Origin of the sequence: Stutzerimonas stutzeri, assembly GCF_024448715.1 — a bacterium.
GTDB classification, from domain to species: Bacteria; Pseudomonadota; Gammaproteobacteria; order Pseudomonadales; family Pseudomonadaceae; genus Stutzerimonas; species Stutzerimonas stutzeri_AR.
In genome coordinates this window covers 200,786-222,630 of the sequence record NZ_JAMOHZ010000008.1, presented here as the reverse complement: position 1 = coordinate 222,630, position 21,845 = coordinate 200,786, and the positions used below count along the sequence as shown (strand labels likewise).

Sequence of the window (21,845 nt, the reverse complement as noted above, 5' to 3'; positions counted from 1 at the left end):
CACCAATGTTCCTTGCCGCTGCCTTTAAACCACACCCTGCGCCAGCATGGCGTCGGCAACCTTGACGAAGCCGGCGATGTTGGCGCCTTTCACGTAATTGATGCGCCCATTTTCTTCGCCGTAGGAAACGCAGGCATGATGGATCGATTGCATGATGCCGTGCAGCTTGGTGTCCACTTCTCCGGCGGTCCAGTGCAAACGCATGGCGTTCTGGCTCATTTCCAGACCGCTACAGGCCACACCGCCGGCGTTCGAGGCTTTGCCTGGGGCGTAGAGAATGCCAGCCTCGAGGAATAGATCCACGGCCTCCAGCGTCGACGGCATGTTGGCGCCTTCGGCCACGCAGATGCAGCCGTTCTTGAGCAGGGTACGCGCATCGTCCCCATCGAGTTCGTTCTGTGTCGCGCAAGGCAGGGCGATCTCGCAAGGCAGGCCCCACGGACGCTGATCGGGCAGATAGGTCACGCCGAAATGCGTGCCCATTTCCTCGAGGCGACCACGACGGACGTTTTTCAGGTCCATCAGGTAGCTCCATTGTTCTGCGGTCAGGCCATCCAGGAAGTGCAACGTACCGCCTGAATCGGACAGGGAAACGACCCGGCCGCCCAGTTCCATGACCTTCTGCGCGGCGTATTGCGCGACGTTGCCGGAACCGGAGATGGCGACGCGTTTGCCTTCGAAGCTGCTGTGGGTGCTCTTGAGCATTTCTTCGGCGAAATACACGCAGCCATAACCGGTGGCTTCCGGACGGATCAGACTGCCGCCGTAGGACAAGCTCTTGCCGGTCAATACCGAAGTGAACTGGTTGGACAGGCGCTTGTACTGGCCGAAGAGGAAGCCGATCTCACGACCACCGACGCCGATGTCACCTGCTGGTATATCGAGGTCAGCGCCGATGTGGCGGTACAGCTCGGTCATGAACGACTGGCAGAAGCGCATGACTTCGTTATCGCTCTTACCCTTGGGGTTGAAATCCGAGCCGCCTTTGCCACCGCCCATGGGCAGCGAGGTGAGGGAATTCTTGAATACCTGTTCGAAAGCGAGAAACTTCAATACGCCAATATTGACCGAAGGGTGGAAGCGCAGGCCGCCTTTGTACGGGCCGATGGCACTGTTCATTTGGATACGAAAGCCGCGATTGACTTGAACACGTCCCTGATCGTCGACCCAGGGCACGCGAAATATGATTGATCGCTCCGGCTCGACCATCCGCTCAATGATGCCCGCCTGCATGTACCGTGGATTGGCTTCGAGGAATGGCCAGAGGCTGCGAACGACTTCTTCTACGGCCTGATGAAACTCGGGTTGGTGGGGGTCGCGCTGTTTTAATCGGGCAAGAAAAGCATCAACGGTTTCGAACATGGTGAGCCCTCGGCGACCGCTGTGGCAGTCATTTGGAGTTTTTTTGGCCGGCGACTCTAGCAAACAACTTTTGCACCGTTAAGGTGCGGAGCGGAGTTGAAATGTTTCGTTCTGGTGCGAGCAGGCGTCTTTTTCTTTTGTGATGAAAAGCGACTTATTGCCCGACTTACCGTTCAGGCAAGGCGAGATTAATGTTGCGCATGAGAAATTCCGGGGCGGATCGACTGGTGCGCCTCATGCTGCTGACACCCCATACGAAAACGGAGCCTCTCGGCTCCGTCATCGGTCGGGTTACTGGGCTAGCTTCTTGTATTTCACCCGGTGCGGCTGGGAGGCGGCGTCGCCCAGGCGCTTCTTGCGGTCGGCTTCGTACTCGGTGTAGTTGCCTTCGAAGAACACGATTTCGCCGTTATCTTCATAAGACAGGATGTGAGTAGCGACCCGGTCGAGGAACCAGCGGTCGTGGGAGATCACGATGGCCGCGCCGGGGAAGTCCAGCAGTGCTTCTTCCAGCGAACGCAGCGTTTCCACGTCGAGATCATTGGACGGTTCGTCGAGCAGCAGCACGTTGGCGCCTTCCTTGAGCGTCAACGCCAGGTGCAAACGGCCACGCTCACCGCCGGACAGATCCTTGACGAACTTCTGTTGGTCGCCGCCTTTGAAGTTGAAGCGCCCCACATAGGTACGCGACGGAACTTCATAGTTGCCGATGCGGATCATGTCGGAGCCGCCGGACACCGCTTCCCAGACAGACTTGCTGCCGTCGAGGTCATCGCGGCTCTGGTCCACGCACGCAACCTGCACGGTGTCGCCGATTTCGATGCTGCCCGAGTCTGGCTGCTCCTTGCCCATGATCATGCGGAACAGCGTGGACTTGCCCGCGCCGTTGCCGCCAATCACGCCGACGATGGCGCCCTTGGGCATGCTGAACGAAAGGTCTTCGATCAGTACGCGATCGCCGTAGCCCTTGGTCACGTTCTTGAAGTCGATGACCTTGTCGCCCAGGCGCGGCCCAGCCGGGATGTAGATTTCGTTGGTCTCGCTGCGCTTCTGGAATTCCTGCGATTGCAGTTCCTCGAAGCGCTGCAGGCGCGCCTTGGACTTTGCCTGACGGGCTTTGGCGCCTTTGCGCACCCACTCCAGCTCTTCCTTCATGGCCTTTTCATGGGCCGATTGCTGCTTGGATTCCTGCGCCAGGCGGTTGGATTTGGCTTCCAGCCACCCGGAATAGTTGCCCTCGTAAGGGATGCCGGCGCCGCGGTCGAGTTCGAGGATCCAGCCGGCGACGTTGTCGAGGAAGTATCGGTCGTGGGTGATCGCCACCACGGTGCCGTTGAAGTCGTGGAGGAAATGCTCCAGCCAGGCTACCGAATCGGCGTCCAGGTGGTTGGTCGGTTCGTCCAGCAACAGCATGTCGGGTGCCGACAGCAACAGGCGGCACAGCGCAACGCGGCGCTTTTCACCACCGGACAAATGCTCGACCTTGGCATCCCACGGCGGCAGACGCAGGGCGTCGGCGGCGACTTCCAGCTGGCGCTCCAGGTTGTGGCCGTCGCTGGCTTGCAGAATGGCTTCGAGCTTGGCCTGCTCGGCGGCCAGCTTGTCGAAGTCGGCATCGGGTTCGGCGTAGGCCGCGTAGACTTCGTCCAGACGTGCCTGCGCGTCCTTTATACCGCTGACGGCCTCCTCGACGACTTCGCGAACGGTCTTGCTCGGGTCGAGTTGGGGTTCCTGTGGTAGATAGCCGACATTCAGCTCGGGCATGGCGCGCGCTTCGCCGTCGAACTCAGTGTCGACGCCAGCCATGATCTTCAGCAGAGTAGATTTGCCCGAGCCGTTGAGACCAAGCACGCCGATCTTGGCGCCAGGGAAGAATGACAGGGAAATGTTCTTGAGGATTTCACGCTTCGGCGGAACGACTTTACTCAGCCGGTGCATGGTGTAGACGTAAGAGCCTGTTTTGCCTGCTTTGTCACTTTTGGACATGGTTTGATTCGCCTTTAACCTGTATTTTCCGGGCGTTGAGGATAGAGACAGGTGCTTAAATTCGGGAAATTAAAACGTTAAGTTTTGCGCTGACTGTCTGATGTCGATGACTATACTTAGAAAAGTTATGTTTATGAGGGAGCAACATGGGTTTCCAAGTCATAGAGCTGGTGGTGAATGCTGCTCGAAGAAAGCTGCTGGTGCAAGACTACATCCCGGTCTACTACCCCAACCTTTACATCACCATGGAGCACTCCGGAAGAGCCCTCGAAACGACCAAGAAGTACCTTGAGCATCTGGCCGTGTTCGCGGAGTTTCTGGCTTTTTCCTCCATTGATCTGATTTCTCGCATCGAACAGCGCCCTCACAGCCAATACCTGACAGACAGTGAGCTTTCTAGGTTTGTGTCGGACGCGGGGTTTAGCAAGGAAACCCTGGCCATGAAGTATGCGGGGATGCGTTTGCATCCGACTGCATACAAATCCGTTGGCAAAGTCCATGCGCGTCAGCGAATCGAGGCGGTACGCGACTATCTGGCCTTCCTCTATGACAAGTTGGGTGATCACTTAACACGATATGAGGCGGTTGACGACCTGAAGAAGCGCATCAACCGCAAGATCAAAGCGGCCAGCCCTGCGTGGAAAAAAACGCGAACGGACGAAATGAAAGGGCTTACCAGCCTGGAGCGAACTCGATTGCTGGAAATCATGCATCCGGATTGCTCCGAGAACCCCTTTTCAGATGAAGCCATCAGGCTGCGTAACTACATCATTTTGCTGCTGGGTCTCGACATGGGGCTGCGCCGCTCAGAGATGCTGCTGATCAAGACCAGCGATATTCACTGGCACAGTCGTCAACTAGCGGTGGTTAATCTGGAGGATGAGAGCCTCGATCCACGAACCATGGCCCCGCAATTCAAAACCCACGAGCGCATGCTGGTGATGACCGATGACCTGTATGACGCAATTACTGAATACGAATCGAAATATCGCCACAGAAAGCCCCGTAACCGCGCATCGCAAGCGAGAAGGCATCCGTTTTTGCTGGTGGCGCACAAGCGAAATGAGGGCGGACCTCTGACCATCAAGGCAGTGGATGGCGTTCTGTCCAGGGTCCGAGAAATAGCGCCGGAACTGGCTCATGTGCACCCGCATATTCTGAGGCATGACGCGGTCTACACGATGCTGGAAAGCATGCGTGAGGAACTGGCAGTGCTCACGCCGGAGGATCGCACCACGCAAGTACAAAAGACCCTCACATGGATGTTCGGCTGGAGTCCCGATTCGAACATGCCAGGCCACTACGGCGCGAAATTCTGGAAGGAAGAGGCAGACAAAGCGATACAGAAACGGGCCGAGCGGTTTACGTCCAGCCGTCAGAAGGCCGGCACGACACAAGGAGGTTCAGAGTGAGCATCGCCGTCGAAGCACTTCAGGCACCCACGAAGGAAAGCCTCGATGCATGGCTGAACACGCCTCGCCTGGCGAAATGTGGGGAGGTGTTCACACCGGCCGAACCGATGTGGAAACCGGACAGATCGGCTAATCATTCAGTCAACTGGAAAGCCGCTGTTGCCTGCGTCTCGCCGGATTGGAAGCCTTGGTTGCACGCCGCCTTGGCGTACCGAATGGCCGATGTGGCAGCGGGCACGGTTGCTTGCACCACCAGTGCGTTGTCGCGGGCTGCTCAGGCCGGGCTTGACCCGCTCAACGAGGGTCAACTCATCGCTCTGCGGGAGCGCTTTAACAATAGAGAGTTTAGTGTCATTACCGCTTTCATGGCGTTTTGGCACGACTGCGAATCCCTCGAACAGCGCCCGACGCAACCCCTGATCGACGCCTACCAGGCACTGCCCAAGAAAAAGAATTCCGGCAACGATGTGATCCTCAGCCTGGACCCCGAACAAGGCCCGTTCACGCAGGCGGAGCAAGACGCGCTGCACCAATGGATACATGAGCAGTTTTGTCACGGGCACTTAGATTTCGAGCGGTACCTTTACCTGCGCATGCTGATGATTTACGGGCAGCGTGGCGCGCAAGTGCGAATGATGGTTTTTGGTGATTTCACTAAGAGCGATCAGGGCTGCAGGGTCAGATTTCACTGGGCAAAGCAAAAAGACGACGAGGCGGGTTGGCGAACGAAGTCCGAAATGTTCAGCCTTGATAAGGACCTTTACAACACTGTGCAGGCCTACAAGGCAATGGTTCTGGCGCAACTCTGGCAAACGTATCCTGACGGTGCCAACTGGAATGCGGCCATTGAGAATGTGCCCCTCTTTCGTCAGAAGCTGGATCATGAAGTAGCAAAACCTTGGGAGCGGAAAAATCCCCCTGTTTTGCTCGATAGCCCCCTTCAAAAAGGCCTCGAAGACGCGCCGCAGCCGACCTTTCATGCCGGATCAGGCACGATCAATCATTGGCTTAGGTGCATCGAGCGGATGGAGGGCTTTCCGATTTCGCCTCGTACCCATCAGCCACTGAAATTGACGCGGGGGCATCGATTCAGGCACACCCTCGGCACGGATCTTTCCAATGCGGGGCTGGATGAGTGGGCAATGGCCCGCGCATTGATGCACACAACTACTCATACAGTGCGAAAGTACCGAGCCGTGTCGCCGGAGTTGCTGGCGTTGATCGACGCTAAGATGAGCGACCATTTGGCCTTGGTTGTGAATGCGTTCACCGGGATCATCGTCACGGATCGCACCTCAGCGAAATACGGGGATCGAGCGGATCGACAAATCGAGGATGTGGCAGTATGCGGCGCCACTGCCGCCTGCCATCTCGATGCGCCTTACACCTGTTACGCATGCGGAAAATTCCAGCCCCTTCTGCACGCCAATCACCGCGCGGTTCTTGAGCGATTGGAACGTCGTCGGGCGCAAACCATTGCCACGGATAAAACGACCGGTGTGCTCTGGGATCGGGCAATTCTGGCTTGCCGCAAGGTGATTCTGGATTGTGAGGCCATGCTGCGATCGGGAAGGAAAGGCGAATGACCGAGGAGCTTTATTCTGAACCGGCGAACAACGTTGTCGATTTTAAGCCCAGGAGCCATCTGGCCGCTGAGGCTCAGCTCGCGGCGTTTATCGAATGGGCAAAACAGACCCTGCCCAAAGGCATTCCCAATCAAGTGCACTCGAGTATTCGCTGGGAAGACGGCAGTTGGCACCGCCATGGCTTCTATGCCTGTAGCTTCACGGCGCTCGGATCGACCAACGTTGCCCCAAAGGCGATGCAGGCAACCTTCACGGACTTTGCCAAAGCCATACTGGTGTACCGAAGGGTGTATTTGCAGAGAAAGGTGATGACAGAGTGGCTTAGAGCCTTGGCCGCGATGAAAGTCGCCCTGTTCGAGTTGACCGGCACGCAGGATGTGACGCGGGTGTCCGCCGCTGTCTGTAATAACGCGTGCGAGGAAATGAAGCGTCGCTGGACAAAAGGCAACACCGCATACCAGCACGGCAGGACACTTGAGGCCATCATCACCCTGATGCGGGCCAAAAAATTGCTCAAGTCTGACTTCCGGTGGACCACTCCGCTGACGCTCAGACCGCGTGGCACGCTCAAGCAGCAAAAAGCGGATCGGGAACAGAAACTGCCCAGCCCTGACGCGATCAGAGCCCTCGGGGAAGTGTTCTCAAACGAATTGACAGCCCCCCTCGATATCGTTGTGACATCCGCCTGTGCGCTGTTGCTGAGCGCACCGAGTCGCGTGGGTGAATTGGCGGATGTAGAAGTGGATTGCCAGGTATTCAAAGAGGATACCCAGGGTAATCGGCGCATGTTCCTGCGCTGGTACGCGGAAAAGATAAACCAAGTGATGCTGAAGCCCGTCGTTAGGCCTGAGATGGAGCCGGTCGTCGAGCGTGTCATCACGTTACTGAGACCGATCACCGACGAGGCGCGGGCTTACGCCGCCTGGCTGGAAGACCATCCCGATGAGTTTCCGCCCCATGAAGGGCTGCCACCCAGGGGGCCTGATGAACCGCTCTCGTACGCCGAAGCCTGTGCCGCGCTAAAACTCTCCGTTTGTAACGTCAACGGCTCGCGATCCGTATTCAATGTCAATTTCCTAAAACCCCTGGAGAAGCGAAAGGCGCTCAGCCCCGCCGCCCGAGCCCTCTTGGCCGAGATCCGTGTCGGGTGGGATAGAGTAGGGACGCGCAAATTTGTTAAGGACAAGCCAGGAATCCAGGGTTTTGCGTATGACGACCGGTGTGCGCTCACGCTGCGCAAGCTCAATGTGCTGTTGCGTGAAAAATATCTTCCAAAGGATTTTCCATACACCACGCCCTATACGGAGGGCAAAGCTCGTGTGAGATACCGTGATGCGTTGTTCACCGTGCGCACGGGAGCACTGACTGACGACTCAGCTAGCGTTGTGATACACGGGTTTGGCGTGGAGATCGCGGCGAATTATATCCGGTTGAGTACGCAACTAGGCGGTACGAACAACCAGAGAAAGAAAAGCCTGTTCGAGCGCTATGGCTACCCCGGTCTCAAGGTGAACACGCATGCGTTTCGGCACGAATTGAACACGCGGATGCACGAGGCCGGTCTGTCGCAGCTCCTGATTGACGCCTTCTCTGGACGCACGACGATGGGGTCTATCTACAACCATGAGACCATCGAGGATCGCACCCAAAGGGTTGCGGCTTACCACCCCAAAACGAAGCACAGCGCCGCTGCTCAGCGTCTGGACAAGGTCAAAACCAATCAGCCGCTGACCCTGGCTGAGGTGAGGGAACTGCGCGAGGGTGAGCAAGACCGCATTATCCATCAAACCCATCTCGGCGTTTGTGCACACAACTTCGAATCCGAGCCCTGCCCGAAAATGGGTGCCTGTTTGGACTGCGGGCGGCTCGGTTGCGTCAAAGGGGATGACGTGAAGCTGGGCAACCTCATGGAAGAACGCGACGACCTTAAACGCCGCCTAGATAAAGCCATGGATGCGCAGTCTCGTGGTGTGTTTGGAGCATCGGAGTCGGCCAAAAAACTGGGTGAGAAGCTCTTTAAGTGCGAGGCGCTCATCCAAACGCTGGAAAACCCCGAACTCAAAAATGGTGACATTGTGTGGAACGCCGACAACGGTTGGACGCTGACCAAGAACGCCGCCGCAATGTCGGGGCTGATCGCAGTCAAAGTCATTGAAGAGAACCATGCGCAAGAGGCGTTAACACCGTTGGATGACGTATTGGCTTTGCTGGACGAGATCGAGGGTTAACGATGGGGCATTTAACGCCAAAGGATGAGAAGCGCATCATTAAGCTGATTGAGGAATGGTCAGAGCCGAAGCTGACCTGGCCTTTGCTCGTTGATGCCTGCAAAGAAAAACTGGGTATCAGTCGTGCTCGCCAGTCGCTGATGAAACTACCTGCCGTGGATTTAGCGATGAAGAATTGCAAGGCGGCATTGAAGGCTCAGAAGCTGAAGCCGGGCTGGATTAGCGATATTCAGGTAGCAAACGAGCGCATTGAGGAACTGACAGCGACCAAGCAGAAGCTGTTAGCTGCTGTTCGAGATATGCATAGCCGGTTTTTGATCTGGCAAACCAATGCGGATATGCATGGGCTGACGCAATCGATGTTGGAGCGGCCGGTTTCACAGCTTCAAAAGAAGACCTGATCAGGTGTTCAGAAACTTATGCTTGGAAAAGACTCATGGCAGCTACGTCCTGAAATTCGAGCACTCGGATCATGCTCCGCGCTACGTTCTGGAAGGGGACGAGTTGATGATTCGGCCATATTGCAAGCCGTAATCGTGGATGCGGGTAGCAGAGAAGCAAAAGTCGCAGATCACATCCTTAATCATGGCTACCGTCGCCAGCGATTTGATTTCCATGCTCACACCTGAATAATTTTCTTGTGAATGAAGCGGTCTGTTGCCGCTGGCCAATAATGACCGCTTTGAGCCTGCCGGTTTAGGCAGGAATCGGCCATTACCTGCCAGCTGAAAAGGGCAACTATGCCGAAAGCAGCTTTAGCGCAGGGCTTTTATCAGATAGTTGCGGTATACCCTAAAGGCCTCTGCCAACCGTCCGAAGCCATGACTGTTAAGCCAACCGAGGCGCAAGCGATGGCGCTGACCATTGAGCGGTTAACTGAAGCTTGCCAGCCGGCAGTTGTACTCGGCTGGCTTTCCATAGCCCATAGTAGCCCCTTGGTGCGGCAACATGCTCACTTGATCATTTGTCCCTGGCTATAGGTCGCCCTAGATTCGCCCAGTCGTTACTGGTCCGTTCGGAATTTAATGGCCTCCACGGGATCTGAAGGTGGCATCGGATAGTGCTCGTCCTCGTATTTCTCGATTAGTGCCGCGAGCTCTTCCAATACATCACCTTCTGGCGAACCGATTTGGGCGCCCCACAGTTGCTCCAGAAGCGCGAAAGCCGCGGCCAGATCGCTATCGGTACGAATCGGCTTGATTCTCATTACTTTGCCTCTGCATATGCCGGCTCGAAGCCTTAGCTTGGCTCAGCCAGCCAAACCTGCATAGCTATACAAGAAATGAATCGCCCAAGTTTTCTTAGATACCAGACGACCGCTGTTGGCCCGACTTCGGCCGGTCACCTCAGGCGGGTCCCACTCCTCTGGAGGGCAAAGTCAGGTTAATAACCGCGTGAATCAGCACTGGCATCCTTGGTGCCAGAATGGACAGTGGGCGAGTCACCATGACCTCAGGTTATTGGTGTTGGCAGCTACCGCGGTATTGATACTCAGTGAGAGTTTCACTTTCCTAGGGTGGCGACGACTTCCCTTAAAGGACCCAACCATGCTGTCAACCACTCACCAACTGCCGATGCTAGGATTAACGATGGCGTACATGGACACAGGCAGAGGTGGCCAATGAAGATCACAGCTATGGTCCAGACTGAGTCGGTTAACGATGTCCTGTGCGACGTTTGTGGCGACAGCACGCGCGTTGAAGGGTATGGATTGCAATTTGGCACTCTTCACGCTAGCTGGGGTTATGGCTCTGTTCATGATGGCGAGCGCTATGAGGTCCATCTGTGCGAGCCCTGCTTTTTCAGGACAATTTCGGGCCTTAGACGAGAGCGCATGGTGAACTTCATGTTCAGCGACAACGACCCGGACCTCAGTGATTTCGGACGCGTGGCCCGGGATGATTTTTTCAATGACGGCGGCAATTCGACTTCCTGAGTTCCGACTAGCCCAGAATCTCAGGGCTTGCCAGTAGCGCCCTTAGAATGGCGGGACAAATGTCAGTCAACCAAGGCGTCGTTTATTACAGCAGGACTCATCCTAGATAACGTTTAGGAAGCATACGAAGGTGAGATTTCCGGCATCCAGATGAATTCCACAGCGCCGATCGGCTTTAGTGGTGTGCCCTAAGCCGTAGGGAAAGCGGCTTTCAAAAGTGTTGGCAAGACCTCGGACGCTCTGCCAATCAACATCAGCTCGTTGGCATTGTCGAGAGAGACGTCTTCAAGATTGACATGGATCACGGTAGCTCCCGCCGCGAGTGCAATTTCCGGGATGTCCGCAGCAGGCGTAACGATGCCGGAGGTACCTACAGAGACCAGTACTTGACACGTGTTTACCATCTCCATGGCCGCCTTCCAGGGAGCCGTGGGTAGATCCTCTTTGAACCAGACGACGGCGGGCCGCAACTTCCCGTTGCAGCGTCTGCATCGAGGGGGCTCTACCTCCTGTCTATCACCATGCACCACTAGCTGCTCTTCACTCAGCTCTGCAGGTCGATGGCAGGCGAAGCATTTCGGCTGCGCAAGGCTGCCATGTAGGTGAACCACACCCACTGACCCAGCGCGCTCGTGAAGATCATCAATGTTCTGAGTTACTACGGATACCTGCCTACCTGTGGCTGCAAGTCGCGACGGCACTAGATGAGCTGCATTCGGTTGGGCTTGTGTAGTCTGATGCCTTCTCCACAAATACCACCCCCATACCAGTGCAGGGTTGGCACGGAATGCCTCCGTGGTCTCCAATCGCTGGGGATCGTACCTTGCCCACAGCCCGGTAAGCTTGTCACGAAAGGTGGGAATACCGCTTTCGGCAGAAATACCGGCACCGGTGAAGAACACCACGCTGCGGGCGGATTGCAAGGCGATGGATGCTCGCTGCATGTCGCTCATGAGTGATCTGCCTGATGATGCTTTGTAGCCGATGATCGTAAGAGCCGGCGTTAGAACTCGACGGTCGAGCTAAAAATTGGCCCAAGGCATCCTGCAGGTGCAGAAGAGCTTTCTTCGATGATGCCAGCCTGGCGCATGTCACTGGGGCTTGGAAAGTGTCGAAGTAGAAATTTGGCATCTTTTCGAATTTTGTCGGGTAGCGCCGAATCTCCCGACAATTGGACTAGAAATTCCCGCGTCTGAATCACGGCCCGAGTTCGCTCATTTGGCATGGTCATAACGAAGTCCTTGGTGGTGAATGTACGTGGGCTGCGGCGGACCCGTAAGCCCTCTCGCTGAATCACTTTACGCGGAGCGGGAGGCTGATGGCGAGCTGGTGCGTGATCGACACGGGTTTTGAGCAGAGCGATACTACATACCCGTGCCCGTCAATGCTGAACGCCGTGTGGATCACATGGGGCCAAAGTCTGTTATGCCGCATTTGAAGGAGTCCGCTATGGTTGCTACCGGCCCACGTGCCAATAAAGTGGTGCTCGCCGTTCGCAAGCCCACGGAGTACCTCCTCCGTAGTGACCCTGCACTGCTCAGCCCGGTTATGGTCTACAAACTGACCGCCGAGGGTTTCGAGCTAAAAGATGTGCAAGACATCATTTCGGTTTCCGATCTCTACTCGGCGGAGCAGATCCTGAGCCGCATCGTTGGAAAATCCACTAGGACGATTCTACGACAGAGCAAGGTTACTCAAGCTGTGCGTCTAAGTACCATGCAGAGCGCTATTGCCTTTCAATACGCGACAATTCTGGAGCGCGCAACCAAAGTGTTCGGTACCAAAAAGCTAGCTGAACATTGGCTGGGTCGGCCCTGCGGATATTTCGATGGGGAAATACCTTTAGACGTTGTCGGCAACCCTGTTGGGTTTCAGTTAGTAAATGACTATCTGGAGCGCATTGAGTTCGGAGTTTATCAGTGAGCCTACTGCGCGCTCGGGCCCAAACCAACGACTGCAAGTAGGCACTTTGTGGCTGACGGTTGGGGGATTGGATCACTTTCCGATCTGAGATTAACGCCATGGGAAAGGTACTCATGTCTGTCGCAAAGGCTATCTCGAACCGGGTCAAGCACATGCGAAAAGGGAAGCCGTTTTCACGCACGGTTTTCGCACAGGTAGGTTCTAGAGCGGCGGTCGATAACGCGCTTTCGCGACTGGTGAGATCAGGTTGTCTGGAACGTGTCGCTCACGGCATCTATATGCGCCCAAAGATGAGCATATACACTGGCTGCAGGGTACGCGCTAACCCGCTGGCCATAATGATGATTCGTGCCAAGGCAAACGGCGAGACAATCCAGATACACGGAGCGGAGGCTGTTCGGAGATTGGGCCTCAGTACGCAAATGCAGGTGCTGCCGACCTACTACACCAGCGGTACGACCCGCGAGATTGAAATTGGTAATGCAGTGGTTCGCCTCAGGCATGTCTCCAGTGCGCGCCTGCAGCATGCCGGAACGAAGGTAGGACTGGTGCTCGCCGCGCTCCATTACCTCGGAAAAGAGGGGATGTCCGACAAGGTCGTTTCCAACATCATCAAAACCCTGGATAGCGCAGAGCTACTTAAACTTAAAGCCTGCAAAATGCCCGTATGGATGCGGTCGACATTGATTCTAGCGTGTGAAGCGGCGGCGCACGCTGCTTCGGATAATCCTGAAAGCGATAACGTCTACTGCTAAGTTTGCCGTCTCAGAATGCTTGAGATCGATAGTCGAACGCAGCCATTCACGATGGGCTTATATCGGCCATAAGCGGAGCGGATGACCGGCCGCTTTCGGCCGATTCTGTTGAAAAAGTCGGTTTCTGAAAGAGCTGCTTGGGCAGCTCAAAAAACGCTCGATTTAGGCGTTGCTACGTAAAAACCTATGGCAGAGCTGTGAGCAACGGCAGTGTTTACATGGACTGGGTACACCAAAAATCGGACACCCTCTAACCGGGGCATGACCGTGCCCATATTCGATGGGCTCACCCGCCTGGTCTGACTTTACGCAGGATACAAAAAACCGCCCCCGAAGGCGGTTTTTACTTCTATCACCCTCAGCCGAAGGTTTCTCCCCCAGCATACTCGGCGTACTTGTACACCGTCTGCGTTATCTCTGCCGCGTCTGTGAGGGATAGGTTCAGCTGGTCATTGTAGGCCTTGAGTTCGGCCCAAAGGTCAATCTCGGGTAGGGGCGGGAGGTTTCTGATGTGCTCAATCTCTCTACCCTGCTCATCGCACTTCATAAGGTCTGCAGCATGAGTGCCGTCGGGCATTGCGGCGACAACGCAGCCTGTGAAGGCTTCTTCGGTCAGCTCAAACGGGAGCGCGTTGTCCATCAGTCGTATCGAACTCGTGATGGAGCACGGGCGGATTTATTCGAATACATTGAGCGGTTTCATAACCCACGAATGCGTCGTAGAGTCGCCCGGCAAGATCTGAAGTTTTTAGCCCTTTTCAAACCGTCCGTGGAAATGGGTAGTACCCAGGACCGAAGTTCATCAGATCGATCGACTGAAAATACAAAGAGTGCTGTTCCCGGCTTTGACTAACGGGTGCCTTGCGCCTGTGAGCACGACCAGACGTTATCAGAAATTGAGAATAAAAAAGCCCGCCAGGCGCGACCCGAGAGGCTTGTCTGTGCCATTCAGCGCATCAGTCAATTCGTCTCCATTCCTCTACTAAAGGGGAGCCAAATCGGTCACAAGATTGACTGATACATTTCAGGCCATGCCCATCGTCAGACTTTGCGTAAACATAAGTTGTAGCGTCCTGATTTTTTCGGATGAAAATGACTCGGTCCTCCTTCTGCTCAACACTGAACTCTCGTTGACTCTCCGGATCACCATAAACTGTCCGAATTGCCGTATCACCGGTCACCTCCAGCAGGTACGAACCCGGTTTTTTGCCAACCGCTTCATAACGGCCGTCCAATGATTTATCGCAGCCTGCCAGGGCCAGAGCTAATGGAACAACAACACCGACGATAGCCAGCTTCGATTTCAAGTCATTTACCACGTATGTAACTCCATATTTTCATGTAAGTGGTCATTGTCATAAATTAGAAGATGAGTGCAAGCCCACTCAACCCGGACTGTTTGGGAGAAGCTCCAGATTGTGCTTTGCTTTGCTTTGCTTTGCTCGTTTAGCGCACTGAAGCGCTGTGCACGGAACACGTCAACTCGAAGTAGCGCCGGCATCCAGTACAGGCGCAGAACGTAGCCTTGTCGGGATATGACGACCGACCGTGTGACAGAGCTCGACCAGGTCATTTCTGGGTACAGACGACTTACCAATATCAGCTCGTCCAGATCAGCTTTCATCATCCTGCCGCCGCTCCGCTCGCTCCATCCACTCAACCGTCGCCCAGCACGCCAATCCGAACACGGCAATAGCCGAAATCAACCAAAGTGGCAGCAAGCGATTTGCTCCCAGCCAGAACCCAAGACCAGCGATCAATACCGTCATATAGATCTTTCTCATGTCGTACCTATTTCACTTCAAGATGCATACGCTAACCCCGGATGCGGCTGTGTTATCGGGATGGTATGAAAAAATCGTCGGCTCCTTCTTTGAGAATGAGCGTCGAAGCAGGCAATGGTTGTCTGGCCGGGAAATGTGCATAAAAAACCCCCAGATATGAAGCTGGGGGGTGTGTCCTCGTCGGTACAAGACCGAGAGGCTTTGAGTTATGCAGCGAAAGCCAAGCTGGCCTGTCTGCTCATAACTGCTTCCCTGAAGCTGCGCTAGAACTTCATCGGTCAGATGGATCGTCAGGACGAGCCGTGGTTGCGCACGTGTGCGATCATCACCTCTGGTCCCGTGCCCCAGGATTCCGGCTCTTCTCCGGCAGCTTTCCTTTCCTAATACAGGCTGACATGCCAGTACGCACCGTGTTTGTTCTCTACGGACACGGCGTCCGCTTGCGCTGGGGCGCTGCTGATGCCAGCAGATCAGGTAGAGACGCATGGCCGCGAGCCTAGCCAAATACGGCTACCGTCTGGCGCCCCAGCGCAAGCAGTTGGCCGTCCGCTGACCACACTTTAGCCGAGCAGGCACTGTAGCCCGACGGCTTGGCTTCGACCGTCGCTATGAATGGTCAGACCTCGGTCTGTTCCGCCATCTCCAGAGCGTCATCGACCTCAATCCCCAAATATCGAACGGTGCTTTCCAGCTTCGTATGACCGAGCAGCAGTTGAACCGCCCGCAGGTTCTTCGTCCCGCGATCGATCAGTGATGCCTTCGTACGTCTCATCGTGTGAGTGCCATACATGGCTGGATCAAGGCCTATGGCTTTCACCCAGCCTTTGACGATACGAGCGTATTGACGAGTGGATAGATGGTATGAGGTATGCAGCCGGCTCGGAAAAAGGCAGTCCTCGTTGCGGAGCTGGGCTTGATGGATCCAGGCCGCGAGAGCAAACCGTGTTTGCTCAGTGATCTCAAACTGCACTGGCCGCTGCGTTTTCTGCTGCATCACCATCGCTCGTGATGACACGTGCTCGCCATGTGCAACGTCGCGCACACGGAGCTTGGTTAAGTCGCAGGCTCGAAGCTTGCTGTCAATGGCCAGATCTAAGAGAGCCAGATCGCGGGTTCTTTCTGCAATTTGAAGCCTTACTCGGATGGCCCAGATGTCTCTGAGTCGGAGCGGAGTTTTCTGTCCAACCAATCTTCCTTTGTTCCAGGGCTGTCGGCTGCAGGTAGTGAAGATGTTCATGGCAAGTCCTCCACGTGTGGGAGGACAAGGATGGCTAGCCAGAGCAGTGGTCGCTAACCGGCCCAATAACTGCGACGCCAGATTGGGGCATGCGACGGGACATGATGAGCCAGAGTTTCACGACCAGGCTGGATCAGTTATGGGTGGTTCGCTGCAACTAGGGGAGCGGATGTGACAGCTTCTAACTGTCGATGGGATGATGGGGGGAGTGAGTTTGATCTGGGATTCAGCAATGGCTGCTAACGGCCAAAAGCGGACAATCAGCCACGCCGGCCCTAGGCTCTGGCTCAATTTAATTTGTGGAAAAATGAATCGGAAGCTGATGTCCGTTCAGGTGAAACTGCACATAGGGTAGGCTTACTGAATAGAGCAGCCATTTGCGCAACGTATAGATGATGGATGTGGAATTCAGACCCGGTATGGATCTCGGCTCAAGCCCGGCCTCGCGAGGGCCGGCCGGGGCTTATATCGAAGGCGAACTTGGCGCTCTCTATCTGCTCGCCCTGCTGACGGGTAATCGAGCACCAGGTATGCCAGACGCCCGAGTCGTCAGCGTCCGATTTCAAGGTACCGAACTAGGTTTTAAGCTGGACGACCTGATCGCTTTTGGCGTGGGGCCAGCCGGCGACTCTATCCTCGAAATTCAGTCAAAGCGGGATATCACTTTCTCGCCGGGGGACAGCGTTTATAAAGACGTTGCCTCGCAACTCGCGCAAAGCGTGGCGGGTTCCGTTCCGTCGGAACGGCACCTTCTTGGCATCGCGACGCAACGAACCAGCCGCAAGATTTCCGGCGCTTATCAGGACGCGCTCAAGTGGGCGCGAACCATGGGGAGTGCGGCTGCATTCTTCACTCGCATAAACACCAGAGGCATCGCGAGCAAAGATATGCGCGATTTCGTCGCGACGACGCGAAGGCATTTAGTCGCGAATGGTACCGCCGATGACGACGATGCGATCTGGCAGCTATTGCGGCGGATGCTCATTCTCGAGTTTGACTTTGAGGCAACATCACCGATCGCTCGGACCTATGGGCATGCACTCGCACGGATGGCGCTAGCTGACGAGGACGTCGGCCGCGCCGGGGCGTTGTGGAGCAGGCTGATCGACTTGTCAATCAAGACCGGGACCACCGGTGGTGAAATCAACCGAACAGCTCTAGAGTTCAATCTCGCAGAAGCGGGATTCCGACTTGCGGGTGGTCGCGAATATGGTCCGGCGCGCGTCAGACTCACCGAGCTTGCGCAGAACACGCTTGCGCATATCGGCACGAGCGTGGCGGGGGTGACCTTACCGCGGCTAGAGGCAATCGCTGCTGTAGACGATGCATCCGAAGTACATCGTTTCATCGAGATCTGCGGGAATCCCGGGGTCGGCAAATCCTGGATCCTCCGTCAGCTCGCTGAGCGTGTTGCACACCAGGCACCGATTATTGTCCTCGACCGGGACTCGACGCCTCCGGGGGGCTGGCTGGCGTTTTCAAACGCTCTCGGGATCCCAGGATCAGCTGTCGAATTCCTGACTGATCTGGCCGCAAGCGGCGGAGCGACACTCTTCATCGACGGCATTGACATGTTCGACGATGCCGGGCGCCAGCGCACTATTACCGAGCTCATGAGGGCGGCGAGCGAGATCCCGGACTTCAAGGTGATCGCCACCATCCGCACGTCCGGCAATGTCGATGTCGAACTCTGGCTCGACGATCAAATCATTGCTGTATTAGGCGGCGCGCACGCGATACAAGTTGGCCCCCTGTCGGAGGATGAAGTTGCGACCCTAGTCGATCAGGCGCCAGAGCTTCGATCGTTGCTGGCCCCGAAGCATCCTGCAGCTGGACTTGCACGAAATCTCTATCGACTATCCCGGCTATTAAGGGTGCCTAGCGCTACCAGGCTTCGGACCGAGGCAGCGATGGCCGGTTTCTGGTGGAGTAGTGCAGACGGCGCACCCGCAAACGACGTTCGCGCAGCGCAGCGTCTGATGGCAGCACTCGCCGCCAGCACCATGAAGAACGAAGAGGGTCTGGAAGTTGCCGAAGACTCAATGGCGCGCTCACATCTGATCGACGCGTTAACGCTCAGGGAAGTGCGGCGAGACCGGCTCGACTTCTATCACGACGTGCTGCGTGACTGGGCGATAGGCAGTTATATCGCCGAGCACCCCCAGCGTCTGGCCGATTTGGACTTGAGTGTACCGGTCTCACCGCGCGTTGCCCGCGGCATCGAGCTCGCCGCGCGCCTCGCGCTGGAGTCGAGTGCAGATTGCAGCGTGTGGCTCCAACTTCTCGGGCAACTCTCGGTTCTTGGAGCGCATGGGTCCTGGCGGCGTCAGGCGATACTTGCCTTACCGCGCTCGGAAGCCGGATACGAGTTGCTCGAAAAGTGCAGCGCCGGATTGCTTGCAAATGGGGCGGCTCTACTCGTCGAATTATGCACGACGATTGCAGCGGTCGAGACGGTGGCGACGGTCGACCTGATGACGATGCCGGACGGAACCAAGATCGATCTCCCTCGCTCCTATCGAATCGATGTCACCGGCGCCGCCCTACTAATGTTGCGCTGGGTGCTGACCCATGTGGCCGAGATTTCGATTCCGGCGATCAGCGCTGTGCTCGAACTAGTCAAAATACAGCTCTTTCTCCTCAAACATCTTCAACAAGTCGCCAGCCAAACAGCTGTCATGCTGTTTGGCTGGCTACGACAGCTCGACGTCCGCGACGCCAAGGTGACGATCCCGGATGAGCAGGTCCTTGGGCGTACAGCGAGCGACGAACGAAGCAGTTTGATCGAGCAACTTCGCCAGCTTGCTCTGTTGCTCGGCGAGTTCGCACCTGAAGAGCTCAAGGCCTATCTCAGGGAGGTTGGAAACGAGCGGAACAGCCACAAGGTCGATGCGATTCGGCGTTTTTCGAAAGTGATCGCACCGGTTGCGCCCACTGAACTGGCGGAGCTCGTACTGACGAGTCTCTTTCAGAAGAGGGAGCCGCGCAGCCGCCGCGACCGTATGATGCAGCAGACCTTCACCTTTGCCGACAGCAGCTATCTGCCGGCATCGCCGGCTCAACCCCCGTTCTTCGATCTGTTGGAATCTGCCCCCGTCGAAGGGTTGAAGCTGATCCGGATACTGGTCGCGGAGGCAATAACATTCAGCACCAACTCACGTGCGCCTGGAGACCCTGGACTCACCGTCGACTTCGGTGACGGCCCACGCGTCTTTCCCCGGGCCGACAGCTATTTCTGGTCGCGGGATCAATGCCGCGATTATTCGGCCGCCTCAGGGCTTAAGGCGCTAGAGGCCTGGAGCCAGCAAAGGCTCGACGATGGTGCCCCGGTCGATGAAGTGCTTGCCGATATCCTCGGGCCTGAGGGCAGCTGTGCGGCGTATATCCTGATTGCGGTCGATGTGTTGCTTTCCCATTTCGACGTAGCACGCGATGCGCTGGCGCCGTTCATTGCGGTCCCGGAGCTGCTGGCCATCGACCGTATGCGCCGAGACCATGATCACCTAAGACTCGGGTTGGATCAGTTTGTGATAGAGAAGGAGCCGAACGCCAAGATCAAGCTCGCCGACTTGAAGGACCGCCCGTCGCGACACGCATGCTTGTTCGACGTAGTGCATTTTTATCTGGGGGACGATCCCGTGGCGAATCGTCTGCGCGAGCAACTTGGTGCCTCGGTCGAGAGTCTTGCCCCTATTCAACCCTACTCGAACTGGAGTGATGCGCGGCTCATCGCTCGGGCCGCCAACAACATGCTGCAGAGGTCGAACTGGATCGATACCGGGGATGGGAAGCTGCTCTATCAATCGCCAGCGGACGAGTCCGCGCACTTGGAGGGGATGGAGAAGCAGCGGCTCGCAATCATGCGTTCGAGCGAGATCGAATCGCGCATCGAGTTGGCGGTCACCGGCGGAGTTGAATACGCTACAGCTGCGACGGCGCGCGATGCGGTAGCTTATGCGTGTGGCGATCTTCCCGACGATACAGATACCGATTTCCTCAAGTCGCGCTCAACCCGGCTTATCATGACGGCCTTACTGGTGGCTCGCGACGGTGACGACGCGCTTCTTGCCGCCGAGGAGGCGTGGGTCCGGCAGGTCGTCGCCATCGCGCTCGAGGAGCACTCCGACCGCGGCGGCGGATCAGAGGATAGGCTGCGCTTCAATCGGCCGGCGCTTGCCATCCTTGCTCTAATTCATCTCTGGGTCCGGAAGGGGAGTCAGACGGACCGGAATGCGCTGATCCGGCTCGCGACGCGCGAGGATCGCAGCGCGGCGCCGGCATTCTCAGCTGGACTCGGGCGGATCCTCAAACTCGAGCCCAAGCTCTTCAAGGCAGCAATGCGCGCTGCATTCACAAGCTTGACTTGGCGCTGGAAGAGCTATGGTGAAGAGGACGAGGCAGAGCATGCTCGCTTCAGCGCGGAGCGGGCCGCGGCGGTAGATGCTGAGGTCGCAGCCGAGATCGCCTGGCTGGATGGAGAGGCCGAACCTGCGTGGCCGCTCTGGCCCGAGGAACGCCCGCATCTGCGGCGCGGAGCGCGCATCTACGTTCCTGAACTTATAACGTCGACAAAGTTCGTGGAAGAAGAGACGATAAAGTCTGCAGGCACCGAGCATTCGTCACTCATTCATGTCGACAGCAAGGCGGCAGCGCAATGGCTGGCGATCCTCCAGGCAGCCCCAAAAGGGACGATCAATTGGCGACAGGAGGTGGTCGAAGCCTACGTCGACTGGACCTCGCGGATCAATGGGTTAGGTCTGCCGGTAGATATCGAGATCAATCAGGATCCGCACGACTGGAACCTGCAATACTACGCGCTGTTCGCTGAACGGCTGCTCGACGCCAACGATTCGTCGTTCGAAGCTGATCTGAAGCTTGTGACAGATCTACCGGATGAGACGTTTGGCAAGGCCGCGCAGACTGTCATCCATTCGGCCGACGCGCTCTATTGCAATGATCCGCTGCGTCCGGCCGCACGGCCTGCCGATTTACGTGCCCGATTGGCGCAACGTGTGATGGCGCTTCACCGGTGGCGATATGCTCATGATCCGGCCAGTTCACGGATCGACATGCAGATCGGCGGGATCGTCGCAAAGGTAATGCTGAACACCTACAACCCGTTCAACGGGACGCAAAGCTATCTGCCGCCCGCACTATTCGACCGTGTCGACCCGCTCCTTCCAAGCATAAGACCGCTGCTATCAGGGGGGCCGACAGCCTTCGTAGCGCTGTGCACTATGAACCTCCTCTTCGTTGGAACGCGGGCGCGCCATCTCGACTTCCTGCTTGAAGCGACCGAGGCTTGGTTTGGTCGCACGGAGGCGCCAGGACTGTGGATAGACCTTGGCATCGGACACAAGGTGGTTCAGTGGTTGGCAGCTGCGATGATCCAGGAGCCGGAATTGCTTCTACCCAAGCATCCGATGCGCGCCCGTATCGACCGCATGCTCGGGCGGTTAGTCAGCGTTGGTGTTGCGGAGGCACATGAAGTCGAATTGAAGGTCGAAGCGGCAGCCAATGGCCTCTCCTGACCGAAAGCGATGGAGATTGAGTCGCCCCTGAGTTCATAGACATCTTGAGCGTCCGCTTATGGCTGTGGAAAGCGTTGTGACTGTACGCTATCGGCGGATGTGGAT

The 21,845-nt window shown here is 56.5% G+C and carries 16 protein-coding genes and 3 pseudogenes; 10 read left to right on the top strand and 9 right to left on the bottom strand.

The genetic code is table 11. The features are described 5' to 3' along the window. Positions 1-24: 24 nt before the first annotated feature. Both gdhA and ettA read right to left on the bottom strand, forming a co-directional pair. On the bottom strand, positions 25-1,362 hold the full coding sequence (gene gdhA, locus NAV33_RS17840) for an NADP-specific glutamate dehydrogenase (RefSeq protein ID WP_255982527.1): 1,338 nt from the start codon (positions 1,360-1,362) through the stop codon (positions 25-27). A gap of 291 nt (positions 1,363-1,653) precedes the next feature. Then, a complete protein-coding gene (gene ettA / locus NAV33_RS17835) occupies positions 1,654-3,348 on the bottom strand; it encodes an energy-dependent translational throttle protein EttA (protein ID WP_255982525.1) in 1,695 nt (564 codons plus the stop codon). Positions 3,349-3,494: 146 nt separating this feature from the next. Between ettA and NAV33_RS17830 the strand changes: the two genes are divergently transcribed. The 4 genes from NAV33_RS17830 to NAV33_RS17815 are packed head-to-tail and all read left to right on the top strand — an operon-like array spanning position 3,495 to position 8,975. Then, positions 3,495-4,760, top strand: coding sequence for a site-specific integrase (locus NAV33_RS17830; protein ID WP_255982523.1), 1,266 nt, complete (start codon positions 3,495-3,497; stop codon positions 4,758-4,760). Further along, complete coding sequence (locus NAV33_RS17825) at positions 4,757-6,346, top strand: site-specific integrase (protein ID WP_255982521.1); 1,590 nt, start codon at positions 4,757-4,759, stop codon at positions 6,344-6,346. The genes NAV33_RS17830 and NAV33_RS17825 overlap by 4 nt, the downstream gene beginning before the upstream one ends. Next, complete coding sequence (locus NAV33_RS17820) at positions 6,343-8,574, top strand: hypothetical protein (RefSeq protein WP_255982519.1); 2,232 nt, start codon at positions 6,343-6,345, stop codon at positions 8,572-8,574. The genes NAV33_RS17825 and NAV33_RS17820 overlap by 4 nt, the downstream gene beginning before the upstream one ends. Before the next feature lie 2 nt (positions 8,575-8,576). Beyond that, positions 8,577-8,975: a hypothetical protein gene (locus tag NAV33_RS17815; protein ID WP_255982517.1), complete on the top strand. Its 399-nt coding sequence runs from the start codon at positions 8,577-8,579 to the stop codon at positions 8,973-8,975. A gap of 605 nt (positions 8,976-9,580) precedes the next feature. Here the strand turns inward: NAV33_RS17815 and NAV33_RS17810 are convergent. After that, a pseudogene (locus NAV33_RS17810) lies at positions 9,581-9,781 on the bottom strand (helix-turn-helix domain-containing protein); the annotation flags it as partial. Positions 9,782-10,195: 414 nt separating this feature from the next. On the opposite strand from NAV33_RS17810, the gene NAV33_RS17805 reads away from it, so the two are divergent. Continuing rightward, positions 10,196-10,510 carry a hypothetical protein gene (locus NAV33_RS17805; protein WP_255982514.1) on the top strand — a complete coding sequence of 105 codons (315 nt, stop codon included), beginning with the start codon at positions 10,196-10,198 and terminating at the stop codon, positions 10,508-10,510. A 188-nt stretch (positions 10,511-10,698) separates the two neighbouring features. Here the strand turns inward: NAV33_RS17805 and NAV33_RS17800 are convergent, their stop codons facing one another. Further along, positions 10,699-11,463: an SIR2 family NAD-dependent protein deacylase gene (locus NAV33_RS17800; protein ID WP_255982512.1), complete on the bottom strand. Its 765-nt coding sequence runs from the start codon at positions 11,461-11,463 to the stop codon at positions 10,699-10,701. Between the two features lie 50 nt (positions 11,464-11,513). Continuing rightward, positions 11,514-11,735 (bottom strand): BPSL0761 family protein, encoded by a 222-nt coding sequence (locus NAV33_RS17795; RefSeq protein WP_336605404.1) that lies wholly within the window; start codon positions 11,733-11,735, stop codon positions 11,514-11,516. A gap of 224 nt (positions 11,736-11,959) precedes the next feature. Here NAV33_RS17795 and NAV33_RS17790 point away from each other — a divergent pair, with 224 nt between their 5' ends. Both NAV33_RS17790 and NAV33_RS17785 read left to right on the top strand, forming a co-directional pair. Then, positions 11,960-12,433 carry an antitoxin Xre/MbcA/ParS toxin-binding domain-containing protein gene (locus NAV33_RS17790; protein WP_255982508.1) on the top strand — a complete coding sequence of 158 codons (474 nt, stop codon included), beginning with the start codon at positions 11,960-11,962 and terminating at the stop codon, positions 12,431-12,433. Between the two features lie 113 nt (positions 12,434-12,546). Next, positions 12,547-13,188, top strand: coding sequence for a DUF6088 family protein (locus tag NAV33_RS17785; protein WP_255982506.1), 642 nt, complete (start codon positions 12,547-12,549; stop codon positions 13,186-13,188). A 358-nt stretch (positions 13,189-13,546) separates the two neighbouring features. Here NAV33_RS17785 and NAV33_RS17780 read toward each other — a convergent pair whose 3' ends face one another. Continuing rightward, complete coding sequence (locus NAV33_RS17780; RefSeq protein ID WP_255982630.1) at positions 13,547-13,828, bottom strand: hypothetical protein; 282 nt, start codon at positions 13,826-13,828, stop codon at positions 13,547-13,549. Between NAV33_RS17780 and NAV33_RS17775 the strand changes: the two are divergent. After that, positions 13,739-13,969 (top strand): annotated as a pseudogene (locus tag NAV33_RS17775) (IS3 family transposase); the annotation flags it as partial. The gene NAV33_RS17780 and the pseudogene NAV33_RS17775 overlap by 90 nt on opposite strands. A gap of 175 nt (positions 13,970-14,144) precedes the next feature. Here the strand turns inward: NAV33_RS17775 and NAV33_RS17770 are convergent. From NAV33_RS17770 to NAV33_RS17760, 3 genes are all read right to left on the bottom strand, one after another. Continuing rightward, positions 14,145-14,507 (bottom strand): hypothetical protein, encoded by a 363-nt coding sequence (locus NAV33_RS17770; RefSeq protein WP_255982503.1) that lies wholly within the window; start codon positions 14,505-14,507, stop codon positions 14,145-14,147. A 294-nt stretch (positions 14,508-14,801) separates the two neighbouring features. Then, complete coding sequence (locus NAV33_RS17765) at positions 14,802-14,957, bottom strand: hypothetical protein (RefSeq protein ID WP_255982501.1); 156 nt, start codon at positions 14,955-14,957, stop codon at positions 14,802-14,804. 631 nt (positions 14,958-15,588) lie between these two features. After that, complete coding sequence (locus NAV33_RS17760; RefSeq protein ID WP_255982499.1) at positions 15,589-16,209, bottom strand: tyrosine-type recombinase/integrase; 621 nt, start codon at positions 16,207-16,209, stop codon at positions 15,589-15,591. A gap of 59 nt (positions 16,210-16,268) precedes the next feature. Between NAV33_RS17760 and NAV33_RS21485 the strand changes: the two are divergent. Both NAV33_RS21485 and NAV33_RS17750 read left to right on the top strand, forming a co-directional pair. Beyond that, positions 16,269-16,370 (top strand): annotated as a pseudogene (locus NAV33_RS21485) (DUF4113 domain-containing protein); the annotation flags it as partial. Between the two features lie 231 nt (positions 16,371-16,601). Further along, positions 16,602-21,740 carry a hypothetical protein gene (locus tag NAV33_RS17750; RefSeq protein WP_255982497.1) on the top strand — a complete coding sequence of 1,713 codons (5,139 nt, stop codon included), beginning with the start codon at positions 16,602-16,604 and terminating at the stop codon, positions 21,738-21,740. Positions 21,741-21,845 lie beyond the last annotated feature (105 nt).